This window comes from Shewanella sp. MR-4 (assembly GCF_000014685.1).
In the GTDB taxonomy this organism is placed as follows: Bacteria; Pseudomonadota; Gammaproteobacteria; order Enterobacterales; family Shewanellaceae; genus Shewanella.
On sequence record NC_008321.1, the window covers coordinates 3747372 to 3771903 of the forward strand.

A 24532-nucleotide genomic window follows, 5' to 3' on the forward strand; every position below is an offset into this window, starting at 1 on the left:
TGCCAAAAAAAGATGCCCAGCACTGAGTGCTGGGCATCTTTGTTTGAGTACTAACTTACCTAAAATCCTAGAGTTGTTAGGCTTCACGCACCTTAAATTGCTGCATGGCTTCGCGTAGGGTGTTGGCCTGCTGCGAGAGGGATTCGCTGGCCTTCGCCGTTTCAAATGCGCTATTAAGCACGGATTCTCCCGAGTCACGAATGGTATTTAAGCGTTCGCTGATATCTTCGGCGGTCACCGCCTGCTCCTCACTGGCGGTGGCGACTTGAGCATTGGCCTGCGAGAGCTGAGTTAAGGCATCTAAGATCTCAAACAAGTTTTGTTTAATTTGCTTAACTTGGAGCGATGACTCATTGATTTGCTGCTCATTTTTACCAAATGAGTCGACGGCCGACTGGGCATCAAGCACTAAGGTTTGAATAAGCTGACTAATTTCCTGGGTGGCGGTTTGGCTACGCGTCGCGAGGGCGCGCACCTCGTCGGCAACGACGGCAAAACCCCGTCCCTGATCGCCCGCCCTAGCCGCCTCAATGGAGGCGTTTAACGCCAGTAAATTTGTCTGCCCCGCAATGGCATCGACTACGGAAACAAAGTTTAAAATTTTGCCTGTGCTGGCCTGGAGCTGCTGGATAAGTTGGCTCGATTGCTGGGCACTCTCCACCAGTTGCTGAGTGATCCGCTCGCTGGCCTCCACAACGGCGCAGCTATCCTTGGCTCGGCCTTCCGCTTGGCCCGCCGAAAATGATGCCGTTTCGGCGCTGCTTGCAACCTCGGTAATGGTCGCCGCCATTTGCGTCATCGAGGCGGCGACTTGGTCAGTATCTTCCTGCTGGCTGAGTATTGCCCTGCGATTATTTTCAGCCACCGCATTGAGCTCTGTCACCATAGAGGCCATTTCTTCGCTGCGCCCAATCACATGCCCGACGGTTTGGCTCAGGGTCAAGGCCATTTGATTCATGCTCAGGGTTAACTCGCCAAGCTCATCCTTAGATTCTGCTTGCAGCACTCGGCTAAAGTTGCCCGACTCCATCATGGCGGCGGCATTACGCAAGCGCGTAATAGACCGCACTATGTATTGACTAAAGAGCATACCAATACCCAATCCTAAGATAAGCGCGACCGACGAAATCACCATCAGGCCGTAAATCGCGCTTTTCTCCTCATCCTCAGTGATGGATACTGCGGTTTGGGTCATTTGCTCTAAACGCTGCGCAAACTGACTGAGCTGGGTGTTGAATTGGGATTGAGTTCGCTCAAGGTCGCTCACTTGCTGCACCAACGCTGTGGCCTGAGTATGTTGCTGTATCGCATTCACCACAGTCGCTAGCTGGGCATCATAGTCGCGATAAACGCGAATAATGTCGGTGACTTCTTGGATCAATTGTTGGGTTTTATCACGTAGTTCAGGCGGTTGAGGGAGGGTTAACGCCTCATTTAGCATGGTCTGTGTGGAGAGTAACTCGCCGTTAATTCGCTCTTTATGCTGAATCACTTCCCCGATAAAACCTTCAATTAATCGCTCCTGGGCTGAGACAGGGATCTCTGAAGCGCGAAAAGCCTTTTCAAGACTAATCGAACTCTCGAGCTGCAAAATAGTGACCTCACTCGATAACTTCACTAGGGGGAGGTTTTCGGCGGTAATAGTGTGGATTTCATCCGTTACCCGCTTCATCTTTAGTAGGCTAAAAGCCGCTAATAACAGCATGAGTAGCAGCATAATGCCGATAAGGCTGCCCATCTTATATTTGATCCGTAAATCTTTTAAAAAACCAAGCATAAGCTTTGAACTCCAACAACCAAGGATCCCTTTGTCTGTATTTAGCATAGTTGGAGTTTTACGCTTTGCCGCTTAGGCTAAGCGCTTATAAACGAAAAATAAAACCTTTAGCATCCACAGTTCACCCAATCCAATTAGGCGACTGAGTGTCAATCCCTTACAGACTCTAGCGTCCCCTTGCAAACCACAAGCCCGCAACCGATGAAAACTTGCATTCAGGTGAGAGATAACCGAAGATCCAAAAGCCTTTTTATTGCGTTAAGCCCTAGATGACACATTCAGCCTCAACCGACACAACATTGCCCGATAGCCATAGCCAAATCCGCTCGCAATTTCCAACCCTCTCGCAAATGTTGGGCGACTATCCCCTGTGTTATCTCGATACCGCGGCCACCAGCCAAAAGCCGCAATCCGTGTTAGATGCCATGGCTCAGTATTACCTGAACGACAATGCCAATGTGCACCGTGCGGCGCACCAGTTATCGGCGCGCGCGACCTCTAGCTACGAGAAAGTCCGCGATGAGTTACAAGGGTTTATTAATGCAAAGCGCCGCGAAGAAATCATCTTCACCCACGGCACCACAGAGTCGATCAATCTAGTCGCCTATGGCTTAACGCCACAGATTGCTGCGGGCGATCTGATTTTGATCGATACCGCCGCCCACCACGCCAACATAGTGCCATGGCAAGAATTGGCAAAACGCACGGGCGCCATCATTAAACCTATCCCTCTCGATCGTGATGGCAGGCTCGATCGCCATGCCTATCAAGCGCTGCTCGCCCTCAAGCCCAAAGTAGTCGCCCTGTGCCATGTTTCTAATGCCTTAGGCACAGTGAATCCTGTTGTCGAATTAGTGCAGCAAGCCAAGGCACAAGGGGCGATCACCTTAGTCGATGGGGCGCAGGCGGTTGCACACTTAAGCTTAGATATGGCCGCTATCGATTGTGATTTTTATGTGTTTTCCGGCCATAAGATGTATGGCCCGACTGGCATTGGTGTGCTTTATGGCCGCTTCGATAAGTTAGATACGCTCACGCCACTGTTAACGGGCGGTGAGATGATTAAACGAGTGAGTTTCGATGGCACCGAATTTGGCAGCCTACCCAATCGCTTAGAAGCGGGTACACCACCCATCAGTGAAGTCATCGGCCTAGGCGCCGCTATCCGCTTTTTGCAACAACACTTAACGCCAGAGGTTCAGGCCCACGAGGCTGAGCTGCTGCAGTATTTACAGCACCAGCTGCGCGCCCTCGGAGATGTGCATCTCTATGCTGCCCATAGTGATAATCTCGGTGCGGTTGCCTTTAATCTGGGCGATGAACACCATCAAGATGTCGGGATTTTATTAGATCAACAAGGCGTTGCCGTGCGCTGCGGTCATCACTGCGCCATGCCCTTGATGCAAAGCCTTAACCTGAAGGGCTGCTGCCGAGCATCGATTGGTATCTACACCAATAAAGCCGATATCGACCGCTTTATTGCCGCCTTAGCCTCAGTCAAAGAGTTGCTGCTCTAATCCGCTCGCTAAGGGCTAACATCATTGCGCCATCAGGCAACACGCTTAAGAAGAGGACATTTTCGCCATGACATTGCCAATCATGCCCGTTGCCACCGAGTTTGATTACTCCGTTGAGGAGGCATCAAGCCTGTTAGCCCGTTTTGAGCAAGCACCAAACTGGCAGGAAAGATATCGCCAAATCATGTTATTAGGTAAAACCTTACCGAGTTTAGCGGATGAGTTTCGCCTTGAGTCCGCCCAAGTCAAAGGCTGCGAGAGCGATGCCTGGCTGTACCATCTAGAGCAAGACGCTAAGCATTATTTCCTAGCCGATAGCGATGCGCGCATTGTGAAGGGATTAATCGGTTTACTATTGAGTGCCTGTCACGGCAAACAGAGCGACGAGATTCTCGCCTTTGACCCTTCTGCCTATTTCAAACAATTAGGGCTAGAGGGTCAATTAAGCCCCTCGCGCACCAATGGCTTACATGCCTTAGCCAAGGCGATGATTGATGCGGTAAAACCCTAAATCAATCTGTGGGTAAAATCGGTAAAAGAGGGATTTAATCAAAGACTTCTACGCCTTAACAGGGTATAAAGAAGTAAAAATTAGCTTCATCTGAAGGAGAGCGCACGCCCATGAAGGCTGTCAATCAAGATCGTCGAACGCTGTTAAAAGGGATTGGCGCCGCCACGCTACTTTGCCCCTTTGCCAGTTTCTCCAGCCTTGCAGCGCCGCGCTCTCGGCGCTTATATATAGATGGTTTATCCTTTCTGCCCGATGACTTAGCCGATGTTCCCGCATCGGGGCTCGATGCCTTTTTATGTGATATCTCTGCCATCGAAACCATTGAACAAGCCGATGGCACCTTAAACTACAAACGCACTTACAAAGCCTGTATGGAAAGCATCCAGCAAGCCGCGAAACGCGTCAGCGAACACTCAGACATTCTCCTACAAGGCTTAACTGGACGCGATATCAAACTGGCAAGAGAGAGCAATCGCACCGCGGTTTTCTTCCAGATCCAAGGCGCGGATTGCGTGGAAGAAGACAGCGAGGCCAACCAATGGGCCCGTGTCGATGAGTTTCACCGCCAAGGTCTGCGAGCACTGCAGCTGACCCACCATTACGGCAATACCTTTGCGGGCGGCGCCCTCGATAACGATGCCAATGGCGGGCTCAATAAACCTCTTACCGCCCATGGTCGTGCACTGATTGAAAAACTCAATCATGCCAATATCTTAGTCGATGTCAGCCACTCGAGCGCCCAAACCGCGTTAGATGCTGCCAAACTCAGCCGCGCGCCCATAGTCCAAAGCCATGGCGCGGCGCGCGGTATTGTCAAACATGCCCGTTGTAGCCCCGATGAAGTGATCCGCGCCATTGCCGACTCAGGCGGCGTATTCGGGGTCTTTATGATGAGCTTTTGGCTCACCAATAATGCCGTTCCAACTGTCGATGATTATATCCGCCAGTTAGAATATGTCACCCGTATCGGCGGGGTCGATTGTGTTGCCATCGCCAATGATTATCCGCTCAGAGGCCAAGAAAATCTGTTAGCCCTGAATAACGACAATGCCCAGGGCGTGAAGGAATATCAGGAATGGTGGTACAGCCTAAGGGCTAAGCAAGTGTTAGGTTTTGATGCCGAACCAAGGCATGTGGTGATTCCCGAGCTAAACCATATCGAGCGTATGAGCCGTATCGACGATGCATTAGCTAAGGCCCGTTTTAAGTCGACCGATCGCGACCGCTTTATGGGCGGAAACTGGCAAAGAGTGCTCAATCAGGTACTCATCTAAGCCCACGCTAACTCAGTCAGGGTTGAATTGCGAAAAATCACTCGAGTAAATGGACCGCCATGCTGACTACCCTAGCCATCTCTAACTATCGCACCTTGAGGGAGATAGTCTTACCCCTTGGGCGCCTGAATCTAGTGACCGGCGCTAACGGTAGTGGCAAATCCAATTTATACAAAGCCTTACGGCTACTCGCTCAAACAGCGCAGGGTGGCGTTGTTAATGCTTTGGCGCAGGAAGGCGGCTTAGACTCCTGTTTTTGGGCGGGACCTGAAAATCTCACCAAGGGCATGTTAGCGGGCGATACGCCAATTGAAGCTACAGTCAGACAAGCGCCCAAACGCCTAAAATTGGGATTTGCGGGCGAAGATTTTAGTTATCTGATTGAGCTTGGCCTCCCCAAACCCGACTCCACCACCCTGTTTGGGTTAGATCCGCAAATTAAACGTGAGGCGATTTGGAATGGCCCCAAATATCGCTCCGCCAGCGTGTTGGTGGAGCGGCGCGGTCCTATGGTGAAGAGTCGCAGCCCTGAGGGACAAGGTTGGCTCACCTTGAGCGCCCATCTGCAAAGCGGTGACAGTATTTTTACCGAACTTGCCGATCCTGAACGTAGCCCTGAAGTATTAACGCTAAGGGACAGCATTCGCGCCTGGCGGTTTTACGATCACTTTCGAACCGATGCCGAAGCCCCAGCGCGTCGTCCACAGCTAGGGACGGCTACGCCCGTATTGCACCATGACGGTCGAGATCTCCCCTCTGCCATACAAACTATTTTTGAGATTGGCGATAAAGCGGCATTTGATCATGCGGTGACCGATGCTTTTCCGGGGGCCAAGGTGCGTATCACGCCCCAAGCGGGTGGGATACTCCAACTCGAATTCCACCAGCAGGGCTTATTAAGGCCACTGCATGCCAGTGAACTCTCCGACGGCACCCTGAGGTATTTATTGCTTATCGCCGCATTACTCACCCCAAGACCACCCGAGTTAATGGTATTAAACGAGCCCGAAACCAGCCTGCACCCCGATTTATTGCCCGCTTTAGCTCGGCTTATCGCTAAGGCTTCCGAGGTGTGTCAGCTTTGGGTCGTGTCCCACGCTAACCGTTTGATTAATGCCTTGAGCCAGTTTGAGCACTGCAATACTTTGGCACTGGATAAAAATCTAGGGCAGACCCAAATAGTGGGGCAGGATTTACTCAATACGCCGAGCTGGCAATGGCAACTCAAATAGCTGCTAAGATATAGCGTCTTTGCATCATACCGTTTCAGCATCGTAAAATACTGCCAGCCATAGGGTTTCGCCCTCTGAACTGGTCGAAGCGACTCTGTGCTTTTGATGCGGCGCTAGGGTGAGATAATCCCCAGGTTTAAGGGTAACTAACTGAGCATCTTCGAATTCGAGCTGCGCCTCCCCTTTGAGCAACATCACCCACTCATATTGCGATTGATCGTACCACTCCCCCACTGGCGTCGAATGGCCTTGCGAGATAATGCGCTCGATCTTCAACTTGCCATTGCCAGCAAGAGTTTCGAACACTTCTTGTGATAAATCATCGGGGAGTGACTGATAAAAATTTTGTAGCATCTTGAATCCTTATTATGGCTCGAGGGCAAGATAATCTATTGAGAAACCAAAGTATAAACCGTTATCATAGGCGCTCTTAGGGCTAAGAGCCTTATGAGATAACAAGATAAGACAGTTGTATCATATGGATATGGAGAAGTTGACCTATGTCGTTGTTTCGCGCGTTTAAAGCTAAATTATTTAATACCAAAGAAAAAAGCTGCGCCCATCAAGACATACCTCTTCAAACTTCTCCCAATCCCACTCCTCTCCCATCTAGTACGTTCAAACCCTATTTTAGTCTTGCCATTCAAGCGACTCCGGCGCAAGCCACTCATTCAGAAACCCACGAAGAATTTACCCGCCACGACTTCGACAGCCCGCAAACGATTGAGCTGCTCGGTTGGGAGCGAGAGCATGAATCCTGCACCTTTCACGAGACCCAATTTGACCGCGTCGAGATACACGGCCCTGTGCAAGATTTTTATCTCGGTCAGGATAAGACCTGTAGCCTAGCGCAGGATTCTGATGCAGCGACAACTCAAGCCCGCTGGCAAGTGGCACTGGTAAACCCGCAGGAATTAGTGATCTGCCGTTTTTATATCGATGCAGAGTACAGAGTACAAGGCGATATGCAGGACTTCGGCAGTCTCACTGGCAAACTGCAACGGACATTCCATCAGATTGAGACTGAGCAAGGTCAGAATCTACTCAGAATTGTCACCCAATCCCCCAACCTCACTCAAGCCGTCGATTGCAATTACTTTGGTGAGCGCAACGGCATCACTCGCCAATTCAACGCCTTAGGTGTATTGCAGTTCGAAGGGCATTTTATTGAGGAGCAACAGCTCGGGCGCCAGACTTGGTATGACAATGAGGGCAAAATCAATCAAGTCGAGGAGCGCCACGCCGAGGGAATGTTACTGACCCGCTACTATAGCAATGGTCAGATAAAAGAAACCGCCGAAAAGGATAGCGAAGATAATTATATCAATCAGTTAACTCGCTATTATGAATCAGGCGCCCTGTGGCTGATACGCCCCATGCGGGCGGGAAAAATCCATGGCACAGAGCATATCTACTATGAAGATGGCACGCTGCAGGCCGAGCTATCCTATGACATGGGGGAATTGGTTAAAGAGCTTTGGTACCATACCAACGGCAATCTTAAGCAAGAAGTTCATCTCGATGCAGCGGGCAAAAGCCTCGAAACCTATTACGAAGATGGCCAACTCGCCTGGCGGGAACACCTCAATCCACAGGGGTTAAATTGCGGTCTACGCCAGGAATGGCACCCCAATGGCGTGCTGGCAAATCAACTCAATTTTGTTGATGGTGTTGCCCATGGCAACAGCGAGAAATGGTATCCAAACGGACAGCTTGAACAATGCATCCCCTTTGAGAATGGCTATGAGCAGGGGCTTGCCACTTGGTACCATGAAAATGGTCAACTCTCCCTTGAGATCTACCTTGAAAAGGGCCTAAGAGAAGGCCTTTTCCGCAGCTATTATGCTAGCGGCGTATTGTCAGCCGAGGGCCAATATCAGCGTAACCTCTCCGTCGCGCCCTTTATCGAATATTATGAAAACCAGCAAATTCAAATGTATTTACCCCACACTCAAGGCAATCGCGATGGCTCTGCCCGCTGGTTTTATGAAGACGGTACCATCAAGACGATTGCGGAGTATTTTGTCCGCCATGGCCAAGGTTACCTTAAGGAAAGCTCCTCCTATAACAAGCAAGGTGTTCTCGAATCCTTTGAGAGCCACTCCAATACCCGTTGTGGCTATCTTCTTGAGGATAATCAACGGGAATATTATCAAACGGGCCACCCAGATACTCGCATCGAATACTATGAGGATGGGGCTATCCGTTGGCTGCTCACTCGCCTAGACGAGAACCTATTCAGCTCAAAAGCCTTTTCAAAACAAGGCGAATTGCTCGAGTCTGGTTTTGTGAAAGTGATAGATAACGATTATCAAGATGTCGGCCACTGGCAACGTTTTACACCGCAAGGCCAATTGCAGCGCGAAGCCTGGCTCAGTGACGATGGCAAGCTCAATGAAACCCGTCACTATTTTGATACCACCGAGCAGCAACAGACGATGGCAGCGGAAACCAAGGTCGATGACAATAACATTGTCGAAGCAATGGCTAAGTCTAACGATACTAAGGAGCCCCAAACGTCGGCGCCTATTCTTAGTTACCATTTGAAATTTGACCCAGATAGCCAACTCTATGCCATGAAACGCTATCATCCGAATCGTCAAATCGCCGAAGAAGGCAACTTACATTTTCGGGGACAAGAGCACTTTTGGGTGGGGATCCACAATCAGTACGATAAACAAGGCCGACTCGAATTATCCGAAACCTATACTATGAATGGTGAACCGATAGAACAGTCCAACGGTTCAAATCATAGAGTCTTGAATTGATTGAATATCAGCAAGTCAATTAGGCGATGACCTGCTGATAACTCGATCGCAAAAGTGAGGGGTTATAGCGCGAACGTCGCTATGGTCTTTTGGATCCCCACCACATCGGTACCGCGTTTGAGCTCTTTGACCAGAGGATCACTTTGGCCAGAGATCCAGATCCTAAGCTCGGCATCCATATCGAAATGGCCTGTGGTTTCCACTTCAAAATGGGTGATGGATTTATAGGGCACTGAGTGATAGCTGGTTTTCTTGCCCGTCAGTCCTTGCTTATCGATTAAAATCAAGCGTTTGTTGGTAAATACAAACAGATCGCGGATCACTTTATAGGCCAGTTTTAATTCTTCCTGAATCCCCATAATTGGGCGCAGCTCTTCGGCCAGTTCCTGTAAATCGACCTCAGACGCATTCCCCAGTAACCCATCTAACAATCCCATGCTGACATCCTTTATTATTGAAATTTTTCAATAAAATATCCTGTAGTTAACCAAGTAGCAACATAGAGAGCGGCAACAGCCCTAAAAACAAAAAGGGAGCATTGAATACTCAATGCTCCCTTGATAACCATTCAAGCTGAATTAAACGGCTTTTTGACCGCGAACCTGGCGGTTTTCACCGACGACCATCATCTCGCATTTTGGACAGTCGAAGACCAACTTCAACACATCGTTACCTATCTCAAGCACCATAGGATCCGCCTTAATGCCCGGCACTTCCTTAGGACAGAGATTAAAGTTAAATCGCAGGCAATGCTTAGTGATCATTAACGGCACATCTTCGGTCACGCCATTTTTCTCGTAGGTGTCCTGAATTTCAATCACGCCATGGCGTTGGTAAAAGTCCTTCGCCTTTTCGTTTGCCACGTTACCCAAGTAACTTAAGTGTTTGAATGGATACACGGCATCTTGATTATATTTCCAAGGTTTTGGACGCTGGTAACCTTCAACACGGGCAAGTTCTAATGCTGCGACCGCATCACGGCGCAGGCCGTTGAGCACAGATGCAGGCAGGAACCAAGGCTCGACGGTTTCGATACTAATCTGGCGCGCTGTAAAATCGGTACTACCAAGTTTCGACAATTGAGTACGGATAGTCTGCAAGGTTTTTTCAGCGTCGGTGGCGGGCGTTTTTTCGACTGCAAGCTCAACCGTTGCACTGAGGCCGTAAATATCCGTTAAGGTCAGCGCCACGCCCGTAGCAGTATCGGTTAAACACATGTCGACGACGATAATACGCTTGGCTGACTCCTTAGAAAGTAACGTCTCGAAAGCTTGGTTATGGTTACGGTATAAGGTCATACCGATACGCAGATCGCGCGGCACCTGCAATACATGCAGCTTATGACCTTCGGCACGGTTAACACGCAGTCCCTGCAATTTGTCATCGGACTGTTTGGCCATCGCATAGTTTGGCGGGAAATACGCTAAACCATCGCCGTTATTAAACTCGTGGGTTGAACTGACTTGAATAAAGTCTTTACCGATGGCGACCACTTTACCCACATCTTGCCCGATATATTTTGGCGAGCGGAAGTCTTTAATCCCTTGGCTACGCTCATTCACAAAGTAATCTGTGCTGCCACGGTTAAAGGTTTTTTCAGGATCCGGAGTAAAGGTATGTTCAGTACGGCCATGGGATGACGCTACAAACTCAGGGCGACGCGCCATAATGGCATCGAGCTTTTGACGATAATGGGCGGTCACGTTTTTAACATAACTTAAGTCCTTTAAACGCCCCTCAATTTTGAAGGAGCGAACGCCGGCATCAATCAAGGCTTCGAGGTTATCGGTTTGGTTATTGTCTTTTAATGAGAGTAAGTGCTCATTTTGCGCCAACACATCCCCTTGGCGGGTCTTAAGATTGCCCGGCAGACGACACATTTGCGAACATTCGCCACGGTTTGCACTGCGGTTACTGAAGGCATGACTTAAGTTACATAATCCACTGTAGGCCACACACAGGGCGCCGTGAATAAAGAACTCAATCTGCATATTGGTGTGAGCCGCAACCTCACGGATTTGGCTTAAGCCTAACTCACGCGCCAATACTACTTGTGAGAAACCCACTTGCTCTAAGAAGGCGACTTTCTCGGGATTACGGTTATCCATTTGCGTACTAGCATGTAGCGCAATCGGCGGCAGGTTAAGTTGCAATACGCCCATGTCCTGCACAATCAGTGCATCGGCGCCCGCGTTATACACATCCCAAATCAGCTTTTCAGCGGTTTCGAGCTCATCGTCCATCAGAATAGTGTTAATAGCCACAAACACTTGCGCATGATACTTATGAGCAAAAGTACACAGACGGGCGATATCTTCCACACTGTTACCCGCGGTCGCACGCGCGCCGAATGCGGGGCCACCGATATAAACCGCGTCGGCACCATGGCGAATGGCTTCAATGCCATAATCGGCATTTTTTGCAGGCGCCAATAACTCTAAGCGGTTATTAACGTGAGAAAGTGTCTCAGGTGTGTAAATCTCTGGCTGGCTCATACTTCACTGGCTCAAAATGAACAATCACGAAAAAGGTGACGAGTATAACAAAAACTCAAATCCAGCTCTATCTGCAAATCATTTTTCGCTGGATTAAAGCGAGGCGAGATAAGGAGCAGAGACAACAAACTTGCACCCCAGAGCCGAGCAGAGTATCTTTGCCGCGCATTGTTTAATAGGCGCGATTATGACTGATTTTATTTACCAACCACCGACAACTCCCTGGCTCGATGTGCTTTACCAAGATAAAGACATTATCGTGGTCAACAAGCCTTCGGGATTATTGTCCGTGCCAGGTCGCGATCCCGCCCATTACGACAGTGTTTACGCCCGAGTAAAAGCCGAGCATCCCCATTGCCAAATCGTCCATCGCCTCGACATGGCGACCTCAGGTGTCATGGTGGTTGCGCTCATTCGTAGCGCCGAGCGCGAGCTAAAACGCCAATTTCACGATAGAGAAACCAGCAAAACCTATCTCGCTCGGGTGGCTGGTCATATCAAAAACGATACTGGCAGTGTGGATTACCCGCTAATCTGTGACTGGCCCAATCGCCCAAAACAGAAGGTTGACCACGAAATTGGTAAACCCTCATTAACTCACTTTGAGGTGTTAAGCCGCGCCAAACGCTCGACTCTCGTTAAGCTAAAGCCGATTACTGGACGCTCACACCAACTCAGGGTGCATATGATGGCACTTGGGCATCCTATTCTCGGCGACGGCTTTTATGCCGATCCGCTGGCAAAATCCTTAGCACCGCGATTACTACTCCACGCAGCAGAACTGACCATAAAACACCCTTATACGGGTGAGAGCATGACGTTCAGTGCCGATGTCCCCTTTTGTGAGCCAGAAGGTGAGCAATGATCACTAAAAACAATAAAAACACCTAAAAGCAGTAGCCATTCACCATAAAAGAACGTAACTTTATGACAATTCATTATGTTATAGAGAGTTTATTTATGGAAACCGCATTTCAGCGCGATCAGCTTGATAACCATATCCTCGAAGCCTTAATGCAAGACGCACGCACCCCGTTTGCCGAGCTTGCCAAACGTTTCGGCGTGAGTGCGGGTACTATCCATGTGCGTGTCGAGAAAATGAAACAAGCGGGGATTATCACGGGTGCCCAGATCACCATCAATCCCAAGGCACTAGGTTACGATGTCTGCTGTTTTATTGGAATTAATCTCAAAAGTGCCGGCGACTACCCCGCCGCCATCGCCAAGCTAAACGCCCTAGAAGAAGTGGTAGAAGCCTACTACACCACAGGCAACTACAGCATTTTTGTCAAAGTCATGTGCCAATCCATCGATGGCCTGCAACACGTGCTGATTAACCGCATCCAATCAATCGACGAAATTCAATCGACGGAAACCCTTATCAGCCTGCAAAACCCTATCACAAGAGCGGTAAAGCCTTAGTAACAGAAATCACAAAAAAGCCAACAAACAGAATGTCATACCACAAAATATGACTTAGGTCTTTTTTTCGCCAAAAGTGTTAACCGCGAGATACTTTTGTGTTACAACTTCATTGCTAGCAATATAGTTAGCATCATAAAAATAACAATTCAGCTACATGGTGCATTGCCAGCACCAAAAGCACTAATTGACAAGGAATGAAGTTGTGAAGACAAAATTATCTATCGCTATCTCGGCTGCACTTTTATCAAGTGCAGCAGTTGCAGACAATAATACTCTGCGTATCCACCAAGTAAGTAATAACCTCGACAGCAAACAGCAAAATTCAACCTTAACTTCAGTCAGTGGCATGAAAGATCAATATGACCAAGAAACTGGAGAAACGACTTTTCAATGGGCCAAATCAAATCAAAGAACACCCGATATGGGAGCCCTTGATACACAATACAAACTTGCTTTTGCTGCTGATTACTACCTTAATCAAGTAGCAGGGTTATCAACCAGCAAAAATGCAAGCTTGAAGCCTATACTTGCTAACCTACATGATACAGGCCGTGGTGCTAAAATTGCTAAGTACCAGCAAGAATATCAAGGTGTTGAAGTCTTCAATCGTAATTTCAATGTGTTGATGAATAGCAATTTTGAACTCGTAGCAACCTCAGGTAGCTTATTGCCTTCCAGTACAGCAAACACAACTGAGCTAAAGGGGATCAGGACAACTTTTAATGATCCTATTAATGCAGTGAAAGCTGCTTCAAAAGCAATGGGCGTTACCGATGCAAATATCAACGCAACGACATTAGTTGGCAAATATCAATCTTTCAATGTAACAGCTACTGATAGTGCAAAAATACTCAAAGGTGAGCCTCGTGCTAAACCGGTGTTTTTTGAATTAAAAGGTTCACTGATCCCTGCTCATTATGTAGAAATTGAAGTCGCTGATAACGATAGTGTTGACTCTGAATTCTATTCTTTTGTCATTAGTGATTTAGATAACAAAGTTCTCTTTAAACATAATCTGACAGCACAAGAAGCCGCATTTAACTACCGTATATATGCTGATGAACAGGGTGTACCTTGGGACGGTCCACATGGCAATGTCATCCCTGCAATGAGCGAAGACCAAGTTGATGCAACTGAATATTTAGATGCTCCAATGGTCACAATCACATCAGGGCCCATCAGTACAATGGATCCTTGGTTAGCGGAAGATGCCACCACAACATCAGGTAATAACGTCTTTGCCTATGTAGACGCACTAGCCCCAGATGGCTTTACCAATGGTGACTTCACAGCAGAAATCACTAGCGATAAAACTTTTGACTATCAATATAATACAAATCAAGTCGAAAGTTCTGTTAACAACCGCAAAGCATCTATTGTTAACCTGTTCTATATGAACAACTATTTGCATGATTTATTTTATGATCATGGGTTCGATGAAGCCTCAGGAAATGCTCAAGCTCAAAACTACGGCCGTGGCGGTGAAGAAGGTGATGCAATTAGAGCTGAAGTACAAGATAACTCAGGTTTTAACAATGCAAACATGAGCACCCCAGCTGACGGCCGCTCACCAAGAATGCAGATGTATCTTTGGGATAGTAAAGATGCAGTCAATGGTGAGGACTATGGTGTAACCGTAACCTCTGATACAACTATCGGGTTACTCCCATCGACACAACGCGCAAGCTTTGGTCAAGGTCAATTTGAAATTAGTGGTGAAGTGGTTCGCCTTGTTGATGGTGTTGCCCCTGTAAATGACGGATGTTCAACACCAACAAATGCTGCCGACCTTGCGGGCAAAATTGCCATTATTGACCGTGGTGTTTGCGGCTTTACCGTGAAAGCTAAATTCGCCCAAACTGCAGGCGCTATTGGTGTACTCATTGCTAACAACTCGGGTACCACAGAGCCAGCGCCAATGGGCGGCAGCGACGATACGGTAAAAATTCCAAGCATCGGCTTGTCAAAAAATGACGGTGCATTGATTTATGCCCAGCTCGATGCAGCCAAACCAGTCAGTGTCACCATGTTCAACAAAAAGCCGTTTAAAGACAGCTCTTGGGATAATGCTATTGTTGCCCATGAATGGGGACATTACATCAGTAACCGTTTAGTGGGTAACTCTTCGGGTTTAATCAACCAACAGGGCCGTTCTATGGGCGAAGGTTGGGGAGACTTCCATGCATTGCTCGTTATATCTGAGGCAGATGATGCATTAATCCCAGGTAACGAGTTATTCCAAAAACCTTATGCAGCTATTAGTTATGTTGCCTCTTTCTATTCAGGCATTCGTAATTACCCTTACAGCACCAACATGGAAGTGAACCCACTCACCTTCGGCAATGTTGAACTAAATAAAGGAACTGGGGCTGATGTTAATGGTAATGCCGAGGTCCATGATGCAGGTGAACCATGGGCTGCAATGCTTTGGGATTGTTATGTTTCTTTAATCAATGATGAGCGCTATACCTTTGCAGAAGCACGTAGCATGATGATGAGTTATCTCGTTGCTGCCTATAAAATGACGCCTATTGCGCCAACTTATACAGAAGCCCGAGATGCCCTGTTAGCAGCGGCGTACGCAAATGAGCCAAAGGACTATGAACTATTCGTAAAAGCCTTTGCACGTAGAGGTATGGGTCTCGATGCAGTATCGCCTGAACGTTATGATACCAAACATCGCGGAGTGGTCGAATCTTATAAGACTGAACTATCTGCCTTCAATGTGACGAATCATGAAATCAATGCTGACTATGAAGGCTTAACTGTAGGTTATTGCAGTAAAGACGGCATTTTAGATAAAGGTGAAACGGGTACTGTCAGCTTCACGATAACAAACCGTGGAAGTAAAACTTTTGAGGGGCTAGAAGGAAAAGTTGAAGTTGTCAGCGGACAAGATATTACGCTTGCAAACGGCGGCAAAGTCACCTTTGGTGCCCTAGATTTATTTGCGGAAGTAACTAGTACTCCGATAGAAATGACTCTTAATGAAGCTACAACAGCCGATACTGTAGAGTTAAAACTGACGTTCCCAACTCTAGAAGGAACTGAAGTAAATGAGTACAACTTTACGACCATCGTTAACATGGACTTTAAAGACAAAGCACCTGAAAGCAATATGTCTACGAGTGATATGGAAAGCCAAGTTGGACTAGTTGACTTCAAGGAGCATGTGCTAGATGGCGGAGATCAGGCTAAGGGCACCGCGAAACTTGAAACTCGATATGCAGATTATTTCCCTGTTGGCACTCAATATCTACGTATTGCCAATAATGGTTTTGCATCCGATGTTGCTTATGAAACCAAACCTGTAACTGTTGGTTACGGTGGTGATTTCAAAATCAGCTGGTTCCAATATTTTGAAATTGAAGAAAACTACGACGGTGGTGTCGTCGAAATTAGCGTCAACGGAGGGGATTGGGCCGATGTCACTAAAATGGGCGGTGTCTTTGAAGGTGCAGGCTACACTGGTGAGTTAGAAAATTTACTCCCAGGCCGTCTGGCATTTACCGGTTTCATGGATTTCCCTGGTGATATTGAAACGGTTAACTTTGGAACTAAGTTAAATGGTAACGAAGTTCGCTTCCGCTTCCGTATAGTGTCGGATACCAACACAAATGAGTTTGGTTGGGTTATTGATAACGTCACCTTCTCAAATATTGTGACTAGCGTCTTCCATGATCAAACTGCAGGTGATGTAAATCCATGCGCTAACCGCTTACCAAATGTTAGCTTGGTCACCAGCGCTACAGAGGTGAAAGAAGGCCAAGTTGTGAGTATTAATGCTACTGCTATTGATGCGAATGCTGATGACACCCTTACTTATACTTGGGTTCAAACTTCAGGAACTGCTACAACACTAGCAGGAAAAGATACTGCTTCGTTAAGTTTTACAGCGCCAAATGTTGATGCTGATGAAGTTTTAGAATTCGCATTAACTGTAAATGATGGTACGGGTGATGTTGTAAAAGCTGCATCAATAACAGTAAAAAACAATAATATTCCCGATATCAGTTTGACTCCAAGTGCGACTGAGGTAAAGGAGGGTGAAGACGTTAGCATAAACGCTGTAGCAGTTGATGCTGATTCCGGTGATGTACTCACCTACTCTTGGGCACAAACTTCAGGAACTACAGTCACCCTGAGTGGTGCAGACACAGCATCATTAAGCTTCACAGCTCCACAAGTTAGTGCGAATGAGACTCTTGAATTTACGTTAACCGTAAATGATGGAACTGAAGATGCAGTAAGCACTATATCCGTGAAAGTAAATGATGTGCCGACTACTACACCAACTCCTACACCTCATAAATCTTCTGGAGGCAGTTTAGGTTGGTTAACGTTTATTTTATTGCCTTTAGCAGCATTACGTCGCCGTAAATAACGCTATTTAGGACGGGTCATATACTGATAAAAAGCCGCGATTTGCGGCTTTTTTATTTCAAAAATTCCCTAAATGCTACATTTCTGAATTTTTATCTCGTGGAGTGTAATCCACCTCTAATTCAACTTGACCGAATTTCTGTAGCCTTTTAAGAATATCTAGTAATAAAAGAGAGCTATCGCTTGGCGTTAGTCGATAAGTATTATCTGCAATACGCTCAATCCCAAAACTAGAGGATAATGCCGCTAAATCAGATTTAGAAACTAGTACGAATGAGCCTCTAAGCAGTCCAAACGTCGATATTTGCGTATCGTAAACCACTGTTCCTTTAACCAGTCGAGCTGTATGTGCGGTAAACTGACGTTCATTAAATTGATAATTGTATAATTTCTTTTTCTGAGCCAAGCCTTTTGATTGTGTTGATGAGAGATTGTTTTGTGGATAACTCTCCCACTCCGTAGGCAAAGTTGTTACTTGACTATTGCTAGTAGAAAGAGTGTCGCTGGCTGTTACTTCATTTTTTGCGTTCGTACAACCAAATAAGCAACCCACAATTAGTATATATAAAGTCCTATACATGCTCATCCTTCATTTCAAACCAACTTAAAGCATTACCTTAGCAAGTTATCATCAAAAATGAAGCTAAATACTCCTTAAACAAAAGCCTGCACATAAAAAGGCATAAAAATTTACGCCTTCCAAAGTCACAACCTTAATAGTTATTTACGAACGCAGCCCTATTCCCCGTGAGATGAGGTAATATGCAACACCCCAGAGTACGGCACAAAAGCCCACCATGATACCGATTGAAAGTGGGACGCTGATATCGGCAAAACCTAAGAAACCGTAACGGAAGACGTTGATCATATAGACCACAGGGTTCAGTGCCGAAACGCCTTGCCAAAAGGATGGTAACAACGACAGTGAATAGAATACTCCGCCTAGGTAGGTTAAGGGCGTGAGCACAAAAGTCGGGATGATACTGATATCATCGAAACTCTTGGCAAATACCGCATTAATTAATCCACCCAAGGAGAACAACACTGAGGTTAAAAATACCGTCATGACCACAAGGCCGGCATGGTGCAAGCTGATGTCGACAAAGAACATGGCGACTAGCGTGACGATTAAACCAACGCATAAACCCCGAGCGACACCGCCACCCACGTAGCCTGCGATCATCACATAGTGAGGCACGGGCGCGACCATTAGCTCCTCAAGATTGCGCTGAAATTTTGCGCTGTAGAAAGAGCTCGCCACATTCGAATAGGAGTTAGTAATCACCGACATCATGATTAGACCAGGCGCAATAAACTCCATATAAGATACGCCACCCATATCGCCAATCCGGCTACCGACCAAGTTACCAAAAATCAAAAAATACAAGGTCATAGTGATTGCAGGCGGAACTAAGGTCTGGATCCAGATCCGGGTAAAACGATTGATTTCCTTAGTTAATATGCTTTTGAAGGCGATAAAATACAGCTGTTTCATGCCTTAGCTCCTTGAGTTTTCTTCACTAACTCGACAAAGAGTTCTTCTAAACGATTGGATTTGTTGCGCATAGACAACACTTCTACATTGGCAGCGGTTAATTGGGTAAACACATCATTAAGATTGTGCTCCTTCGCCACGTCCACTTCTAAGGTATGGGGATCGATTAAACGACACACCATACCATCGAGTGTGGGAGCGACATCGATATCGCGGCGCAGGTCGAGAATAAAGGTTTCGAGATTCAGTTTACTCAGCAAGGCCTTCATACTCGTGCACTCCACCAGCACGCCCTTATCGATAATGCCGATATTGCGGCACAGCATTTCGGCCTCTTCAAGGTAGTGGGTGGTCAGAATGATCGTCACGCCCTGCTGGTTGATTTGCTTGAGGAATTCCCACATTGAGCGGCGTAGCTCAATATCGACCCCCGCAGTAGGCTCATCTAAGATCAGTAACTTAGGTTCGTGCATCAGGGCGCGGGCAATCATTAATCGCCGCTTCATTCCCCCAGAGAGTGTACGAGATTGGCTGTTGCGCTTATCCCACAAATCCAGCTGGCTTAAGTATTTTTCGGCTCGCTCAAGAGCCACAGCCTTAGGCACGCCATAATACCCCGCCTGATTCACGACGATTTGCAGTACCGTTTCAAACTGGTTAAAGTTAAATTCCTGTGGCACTAAACCTATGTGCAGCTTGGCTTCTTCAAGCTGTTTATCGATATCAAAATCAAATACTTGAACAGTGCCCGCGGTTTTCTGCACCAAGGAGCTGATGATGCCAATAGTGGTCGACTTACCCGCGCCGTTCGGGCCTAACAGGGCGAAAAAGTCTCCCTGTTCAACGGTAAGGCTAATCCCCTTTACCGCCTCAACACCGCCTTTGTAGGTTTTTTTTAGCCCCTCGAGTACGAGAGCATGGGCATGATTGGCCATAGTGCTACCTGATCCTGAAACAATGAACAAACTACTAAAATGGTGACGAAAAAAGCAAATGCAACATGCTAAGCTGTATAAAAACGCATTATGACTCTAATCGATTGAAAGAATTATTATTAATTTATTAAAAATAACGAATCGTTGGCAGGTATCACTTGGTATCTATTCAGCACAAAACAAAACTCCCGCCTTAGCGGGAGTTTGAATCGTCGAGCAACGAGTACCTATTCGAGCGGTACTACTTTGGCGATATAAGGCAAGTTGCGGTATTGCTCGGCATAATCGATGCCGTAACCCACAATAAACTCGTCTGGAATGGTAAAACCGATAAAATCGACTTTAACATCCACTTCACGGCGCTCGGGTTTATCCAACAGAGTGCACAGGGCTAAGCTCTTTGGCTCACGCAATAACAGCATTTCGCGCACTTTGTTTAAAGTGTTGCCCGAGTCAATTAAGTCTTCCACAATCAGCACGTCGCGGCCCGCGATATCCGATTGCACATCCTTCAGCACTTTCACATCCCGTGAGCTGGTCATGGCATTGCCATAGCTCGAAACCGACATAAAATCGATTTCAACATGGCCTTTAATACGGCGGCACAGATCAGCCATAAATACGACTGAACCTTTTAACAATCCCACCATCAGCAAACGTTCGCTGTTGGCATAGTGGGCATTGATTTGCTCGGCCATTTGATCCAATTTTTGGCTGATCTCTTCGGCGGAGATCATCACTTCGGTGGTGTGTTTCATATCAGTCTCAATTGTCGATGTCATTGGGGGAGTGTTTGTCATAACCCCAGCGACTCGTTAATGCATGGTCAACGCCCAAATGATCGAGGATTCGAGCGACCATGAAGTCTACCAGATCTTCAACCGATTTGGGATTGTGATAAAAGCCCGGCGCCGCCGGCATAATAGTAACGCCTAAGCGCGACAGGTTGAGCATATGCTCTAAGTGTATGGCATTAAAGGGAGTTTCCCGCGGAACGAGGATCAGTTGACCACGTTCTTTTAACACCACATCCGCCGCGCGTTCGAGCAAATTATTGCTCATTCCCGTCGCAACAGCTGCCAGAGTCCCCGTCGAGCAAGGACAAATCACCATTTGTTTGGGGGCTGCACTGCCTGAAGCTGGCGGCGAAAACCACTCATCCTTGCCTAATACCACTAACTCGCCAGATAAAGTTGCATTCTTTTCTGCAAGCACCTCTAACAATTGCGCCTTGGCTTTATCGCTATTCGCACTGAGCTGCAAACCATGTTCAGTGGCCAGCACCACTCGGGCGGCGCTTGAGATCATTAAAAATACCTGATAGCCCGAGGCCAATAAGCATTCTAATAATTTCAAGCCATAGGGCGCGCCCGAGGCACCCGTCCAGGCTAAGCTAATGGCTTTCTCAGATTTGGCATAGGCCATATTAGTCCGCCTGCTGAACAAACTGTGGGCTCACTTCGAGCGCCGCCAACAGTTTTTTATGTAAGCCGCCAAAGCCGCCGTTACTCATCACCACGATAGTGTCACCCGCTTTTGCCGAGGCAGAGACTTTAGCGACAACATCATCAATTTGGTGCAAGACAGTCACAGGGATCACCGCCGCTTCCATCGCCTCTTTCATATTCCAATCGATAGTATCAGCTTGATATAAAAAGGCTTCATCCGCTTGCAGCATAGAATGGGCCAGCGTGTCTTTGTGAACACCACTCTTCATCGTGTTCGAGCGCGGCTCTAATACGATAGTAATTTTGCTTTGACCAACTTTGGCACGTATACCTTTGATTGTTGTCGCAATCGCCGTCGGATGGTGAGCAAAATCATCGTATACACTGACACCGTGAACAGTTCCTAACAGCTCCAGGCGACGCTTAGGCGGTACAAAGCGGGTTAATGCAGCAATCGCGGCACTCGGTTTAACCCCAACATGGCGCGCGGCCGCGATGGCCATTAGCGCGTTTTCGATATTGTGCTGACCAATCAGCGCCCATTCGAGCACCCCTTGGGATTCGCCGTCGAAGAAGACTTCAAACTCGTGGCAATCATCACTTAAGGCCTTGGCATGCCACCCCTTAGTCACCTCAGCGATGTGGAAAGTCTCTTGCTCGCTCCAGCAGCCCATCTCAATGGTTTGTTTTACCGCGTGGGAATCGGCAGGCCAAATCACTTTACCTTGCCCTGGCACGGTACGGATCAGATGATGGAACTGTTTTTGGATCGCCGCTAAATCGGCAAAAATATCGGCATGGTCAAATTCGAGGTTATTGATCACCAGCGTACGGGGATGATAATGCACAAATTTAGAACGCTTATCGAAGAAGGCGCTGTCGTATTCATCGGCTTCGACCACAAAAAACGCCGATTCCCCTAAACGAGCCGACACGCCAAAGTTTTGTGGCACACCGCCAATTAAGAAACCGGGTTGATAACCACAATCCTCTAAGATCCACGCCAGCATGCTTGAGGTAGAAGTTTTTCCATGGGTGCCTGACACGGCTAACACCCAACGCTCAGGCAGAATATGATCGGCTAAAAACTGTGGTCCAGAAGTGTAAGGGATCCCAAGGTTTAATACCGCTTCGACACAAAGATTGCCTCGGCTCATGGCATTACCTATCACCACGAGATCAGGATAACAGCCCGCTTCACCTAACTGACTGGGATCAAAACCTTGAATGAGTTCAATACCTTGCTCTTCAAGCTGCGTACTCATCGGTGGGTAGACGTTGGCATCCGAGCCAGTCACTCTGTGCCCTTTTGCCCTAGCCAAGAGTGCTAAGCCACCCATGAAGGTTCCACAAATTCCTAAAATATGTACGTGCATACCGCTCGCTCTGATGTTTTTGAATTCAAGGCTATTCTAATCCATAGCACCGCAGATTGGCAGGTTCGGATCTCGGAAAAGCTACTTGTTTGGCAAAGATACTGATAGAGAAAGGGATTTTTACAATTGAGTGAAATTTAGCTAACAGAATTGTGTCACCAAGCTCACTTGTTAGCGCAAGCTGGTATAAAGCTTAGGAAACTGACTGCGGTGGCGATTAAAGAGGAACTGACGCAGGGCCTCACGCTCTTCGGCTTCGGCCTGAAACCTGACAATCGCTAGCCCTTGCTCGTGGCGAATAGGCTCGATTTTAACCCGCATGGTTTCACCATCGGGTAACTGTAACTGCAGTTCCTGGCTATCGATCAACTGCTCAAACTGCTGCTGGGATTTAGCTCGAATCGCCATGCCAGAACTCGACAAAGACACAACAGACCATTGTTCGCCCTGATCTTGGTCGAAGATCCACACATCTTCTGGCTGAGCCAAACGCCAACTCCGCTCAGCACCAGTAGTGTCGAACACTTCGGGGACACCTAAGGTGGGCTGCAATTGGCCAAAATCATCGAGGCGCATCTCTAAGGGAAACCAGAGTTTATAAGGTCCGACTTCGGCCAACAGAGTCAACTTGGCCTTACCTAATAGGGAGGCAAGCGCCTGCGGCACCTCAGTTTGCACCGTCAGTACGTGGTTAACCAAAGGCTCGGAACTCGCGTCTTCGGTGCTATGGGTTATACGGTTAGGAGAAAATAGCTCTCTAAAGCAAGCCAATTCCTCCAAGGTTAAATGCCGCTCATCAACCATACAACAACCTACTCAGATGAATCACTTGTACAAAAAATTACCACCAAAGCATGGTGCTGTACATTTTTTCACCTATAAATTTGCAAAAAAAGAAAAGTAGGCTAGCAAGGCTAAGGTCTGACTCCTATTAGCCATTTGCACTATTTAGTGAAGATTAACCACTCGTTGAGCGCTGCAGGATCGCGTATTGAGCTAAATCACTTATCCTTTTGCTGACTGGCTGGAGGCGCGAAGAGGATTTTACATCGCTCCGTGAATGTCAGCCCCCGCGCCGTCACCTCGCTGAACATATCGCGCCATTCGCTAAAGGTCACTTTAAGTGGATTAAAACTGTTGACAGGTTTAGTGATCCCGTAAATCACTGTCTCGCCCTCGGGTACAAAGGTACCGAAGAGTTTGTCCCAGATGATCAAAATACCGGCATAATTTTTATCGATATATTGTGGATTTCGCCCATGGTGCACCCTGTGGTGGGAAGGCGTATTAAACAGCCATTCTAAGGGACCAAGTTTTCTGATCGCTTGGGTATGCACAAAAAACTGTAATCCCAAGTTTAGCAGTACCACAAATACCACCCAATTAGGATCAAAACCTAAAATCACCAGCGGCAACCAAAATATCCACATGCCAGCGAAGGGATACATCAAACTCTGGCGAAACGCTGTGCTAAAGTTCATATTTTCTGAGCTGTGGTGCACCACATGGGCCGCCCACATCCACCGCACTCTATGGCTCGCACGGTGGAACCAGTAATAGCAAAAATCTTGGGCAATCATCAGCAGCACAAAGCTGAGTGGCCCCATTTGAATATCGAATAATTTCCAACCAAATACCGCTAGGTACAACTTAGCGATCAACAAACCCGTGAGGATATCCGTGCCTTGGTGCATGGCGGCGAGACTAAAATTACACAGCACTTCCTTCGTGTGGTAACGGGCACTCACTGGCAGTTTTTGTCTTCTGTCGCCGAAATACCATTCCAGCAAAATGCAGACAAAAAACAGTGGAGCCAATACCAGCAGCAACACCTCGGGGTGATTGATTAACGCGGCGATATCCATATACCTTTATCCTATTGTTATTATTCTATTA

The 24532-nt window shown here is 47.4% G+C and carries 20 protein-coding genes; 8 read left to right on the forward strand and 12 right to left on the reverse strand.

Going from position 1 to position 24532, the window contains the following annotated elements:
• Window positions 1–76 precede the first annotated feature (76 nt).
• Complete coding sequence (locus tag SHEWMR4_RS16400; protein ID WP_011623873.1) at window positions 77–1777, reverse strand: methyl-accepting chemotaxis protein; 1701 nt, start codon at window positions 1775–1777, stop codon at window positions 77–79.
• A 269-nt stretch (window positions 1778–2046) separates the two neighbouring features.
• Here SHEWMR4_RS16400 and SHEWMR4_RS16405 point away from each other — a divergent pair, with 269 nt between their 5' ends.
• From SHEWMR4_RS16405 to SHEWMR4_RS16420, 4 genes are all read left to right on the forward strand, one after another.
• Complete coding sequence (locus SHEWMR4_RS16405) at window positions 2047–3294, forward strand: aminotransferase class V-fold PLP-dependent enzyme (protein WP_011623874.1); 1248 nt, start codon at window positions 2047–2049, stop codon at window positions 3292–3294.
• A 67-nt stretch (window positions 3295–3361) separates the two neighbouring features.
• The gene (locus SHEWMR4_RS16410; RefSeq protein ID WP_011623875.1) at window positions 3362–3805 is read left to right on the forward strand and encodes a SufE family protein; all 444 of its coding nucleotides are present in this window, start codon (window positions 3362–3364) and stop codon (window positions 3803–3805) included.
• Window positions 3806–3915: 110 nt separating this feature from the next.
• Entirely contained in the window at window positions 3916–5079 is a 1164-nt protein-coding gene (locus SHEWMR4_RS16415) for a membrane dipeptidase (protein ID WP_011623876.1), read from the forward strand.
• Between the two features lie 59 nt (window positions 5080–5138).
• A complete protein-coding gene (locus SHEWMR4_RS16420) occupies window positions 5139–6311 on the forward strand; it encodes an AAA family ATPase (RefSeq protein WP_011623877.1) in 1173 nt (390 codons plus the stop codon).
• 24 nt (window positions 6312–6335) lie between these two features.
• Here SHEWMR4_RS16420 and SHEWMR4_RS16425 read toward each other — a convergent pair whose 3' ends face one another.
• Window positions 6336–6665, reverse strand: coding sequence for a cupin domain-containing protein (locus SHEWMR4_RS16425; protein ID WP_011623878.1), 330 nt, complete (start codon window positions 6663–6665; stop codon window positions 6336–6338).
• A gap of 146 nt (window positions 6666–6811) precedes the next feature.
• Here SHEWMR4_RS16425 and SHEWMR4_RS16430 point away from each other — a divergent pair, with 146 nt between their 5' ends.
• Entirely contained in the window at window positions 6812–9079 is a 2268-nt protein-coding gene (locus tag SHEWMR4_RS16430; protein ID WP_011623879.1) for a toxin-antitoxin system YwqK family antitoxin, read from the forward strand.
• A gap of 62 nt (window positions 9080–9141) precedes the next feature.
• Here SHEWMR4_RS16430 and SHEWMR4_RS16435 read toward each other — a convergent pair whose 3' ends face one another.
• Together SHEWMR4_RS16435 and SHEWMR4_RS16440 are read right to left on the reverse strand one after the other, a co-directional pair.
• Window positions 9142–9516 (reverse strand): PH domain-containing protein, encoded by a 375-nt coding sequence (locus SHEWMR4_RS16435; RefSeq protein WP_011623880.1) that lies wholly within the window; start codon window positions 9514–9516, stop codon window positions 9142–9144.
• Between the two features lie 141 nt (window positions 9517–9657).
• Window positions 9658–11574, reverse strand: coding sequence for a peptidase U32 family protein (locus tag SHEWMR4_RS16440; protein WP_011623881.1), 1917 nt, complete (start codon window positions 11572–11574; stop codon window positions 9658–9660).
• Window positions 11575–11761: 187 nt separating this feature from the next.
• On the opposite strand from SHEWMR4_RS16440, the gene rluA reads away from it, so the two are divergent.
• The 3 genes from rluA to SHEWMR4_RS16455 all read left to right on the forward strand — a co-directional run bounded on the left by rluA (window position 11762) and on the right by SHEWMR4_RS16455 (window position 17383).
• Window positions 11762–12439, forward strand: a complete 678-nt coding sequence (gene rluA / locus SHEWMR4_RS16445) for a bifunctional tRNA pseudouridine(32) synthase/23S rRNA pseudouridine(746) synthase RluA (protein ID WP_011623882.1) — start codon at window positions 11762–11764, stop codon at window positions 12437–12439.
• A 95-nt stretch (window positions 12440–12534) separates the two neighbouring features.
• Window positions 12535–12996, forward strand: a complete 462-nt coding sequence (gene asnC / locus SHEWMR4_RS16450) for a transcriptional regulator AsnC (protein ID WP_011073571.1) — start codon at window positions 12535–12537, stop codon at window positions 12994–12996.
• A 205-nt stretch (window positions 12997–13201) separates the two neighbouring features.
• Window positions 13202–17383: a rhombosortase-dependent M36 family metallopeptidase gene (locus tag SHEWMR4_RS16455; protein ID WP_011623884.1), complete on the forward strand. Its 4182-nt coding sequence runs from the start codon at window positions 13202–13204 to the stop codon at window positions 17381–17383.
• Between the two features lie 75 nt (window positions 17384–17458).
• On the opposite strand, the gene SHEWMR4_RS16460 is transcribed toward SHEWMR4_RS16455, so the two are convergent.
• From SHEWMR4_RS16460 to SHEWMR4_RS16495, 8 genes are all read right to left on the reverse strand, one after another.
• Entirely contained in the window at window positions 17459–17962 is a 504-nt protein-coding gene (locus SHEWMR4_RS16460) for a hypothetical protein (protein WP_011623885.1), read from the reverse strand.
• A 144-nt stretch (window positions 17963–18106) separates the two neighbouring features.
• Window positions 18107–18877: an ABC transporter permease gene (locus SHEWMR4_RS16465; RefSeq protein WP_011623886.1), complete on the reverse strand. Its 771-nt coding sequence runs from the start codon at window positions 18875–18877 to the stop codon at window positions 18107–18109.
• Entirely contained in the window at window positions 18874–19812 is a 939-nt protein-coding gene (locus tag SHEWMR4_RS16470) for an ABC transporter ATP-binding protein (RefSeq protein ID WP_011623887.1), read from the reverse strand. The genes SHEWMR4_RS16465 and SHEWMR4_RS16470 overlap by 4 nt, the downstream gene beginning before the upstream one ends.
• Before the next feature lie 227 nt (window positions 19813–20039).
• A complete protein-coding gene (gene hpt / locus SHEWMR4_RS16475) occupies window positions 20040–20570 on the reverse strand; it encodes a hypoxanthine phosphoribosyltransferase (RefSeq protein WP_011623888.1) in 531 nt (176 codons plus the stop codon).
• A 7-nt stretch (window positions 20571–20577) separates the two neighbouring features.
• Window positions 20578–21237 carry a flavin prenyltransferase UbiX gene (locus tag SHEWMR4_RS16480; protein ID WP_011623889.1) on the reverse strand — a complete coding sequence of 220 codons (660 nt, stop codon included), beginning with the start codon at window positions 21235–21237 and terminating at the stop codon, window positions 20578–20580.
• Window position 21238: 1 nt separating this feature from the next.
• Window positions 21239–22636 (reverse strand): UDP-N-acetylmuramate:L-alanyl-gamma-D-glutamyl-meso-diaminopimelate ligase, encoded by a 1398-nt coding sequence (gene mpl, locus SHEWMR4_RS16485; RefSeq protein ID WP_011623890.1) that lies wholly within the window; start codon window positions 22634–22636, stop codon window positions 21239–21241.
• 171 nt (window positions 22637–22807) lie between these two features.
• Entirely contained in the window at window positions 22808–23440 is a 633-nt protein-coding gene (locus SHEWMR4_RS16490; RefSeq protein ID WP_011623891.1) for a hypothetical protein, read from the reverse strand.
• A gap of 197 nt (window positions 23441–23637) precedes the next feature.
• Window positions 23638–24501 carry a sterol desaturase family protein gene (locus SHEWMR4_RS16495; RefSeq protein WP_011623892.1) on the reverse strand — a complete coding sequence of 288 codons (864 nt, stop codon included), beginning with the start codon at window positions 24499–24501 and terminating at the stop codon, window positions 23638–23640.
• Window positions 24502–24532 lie beyond the last annotated feature (31 nt).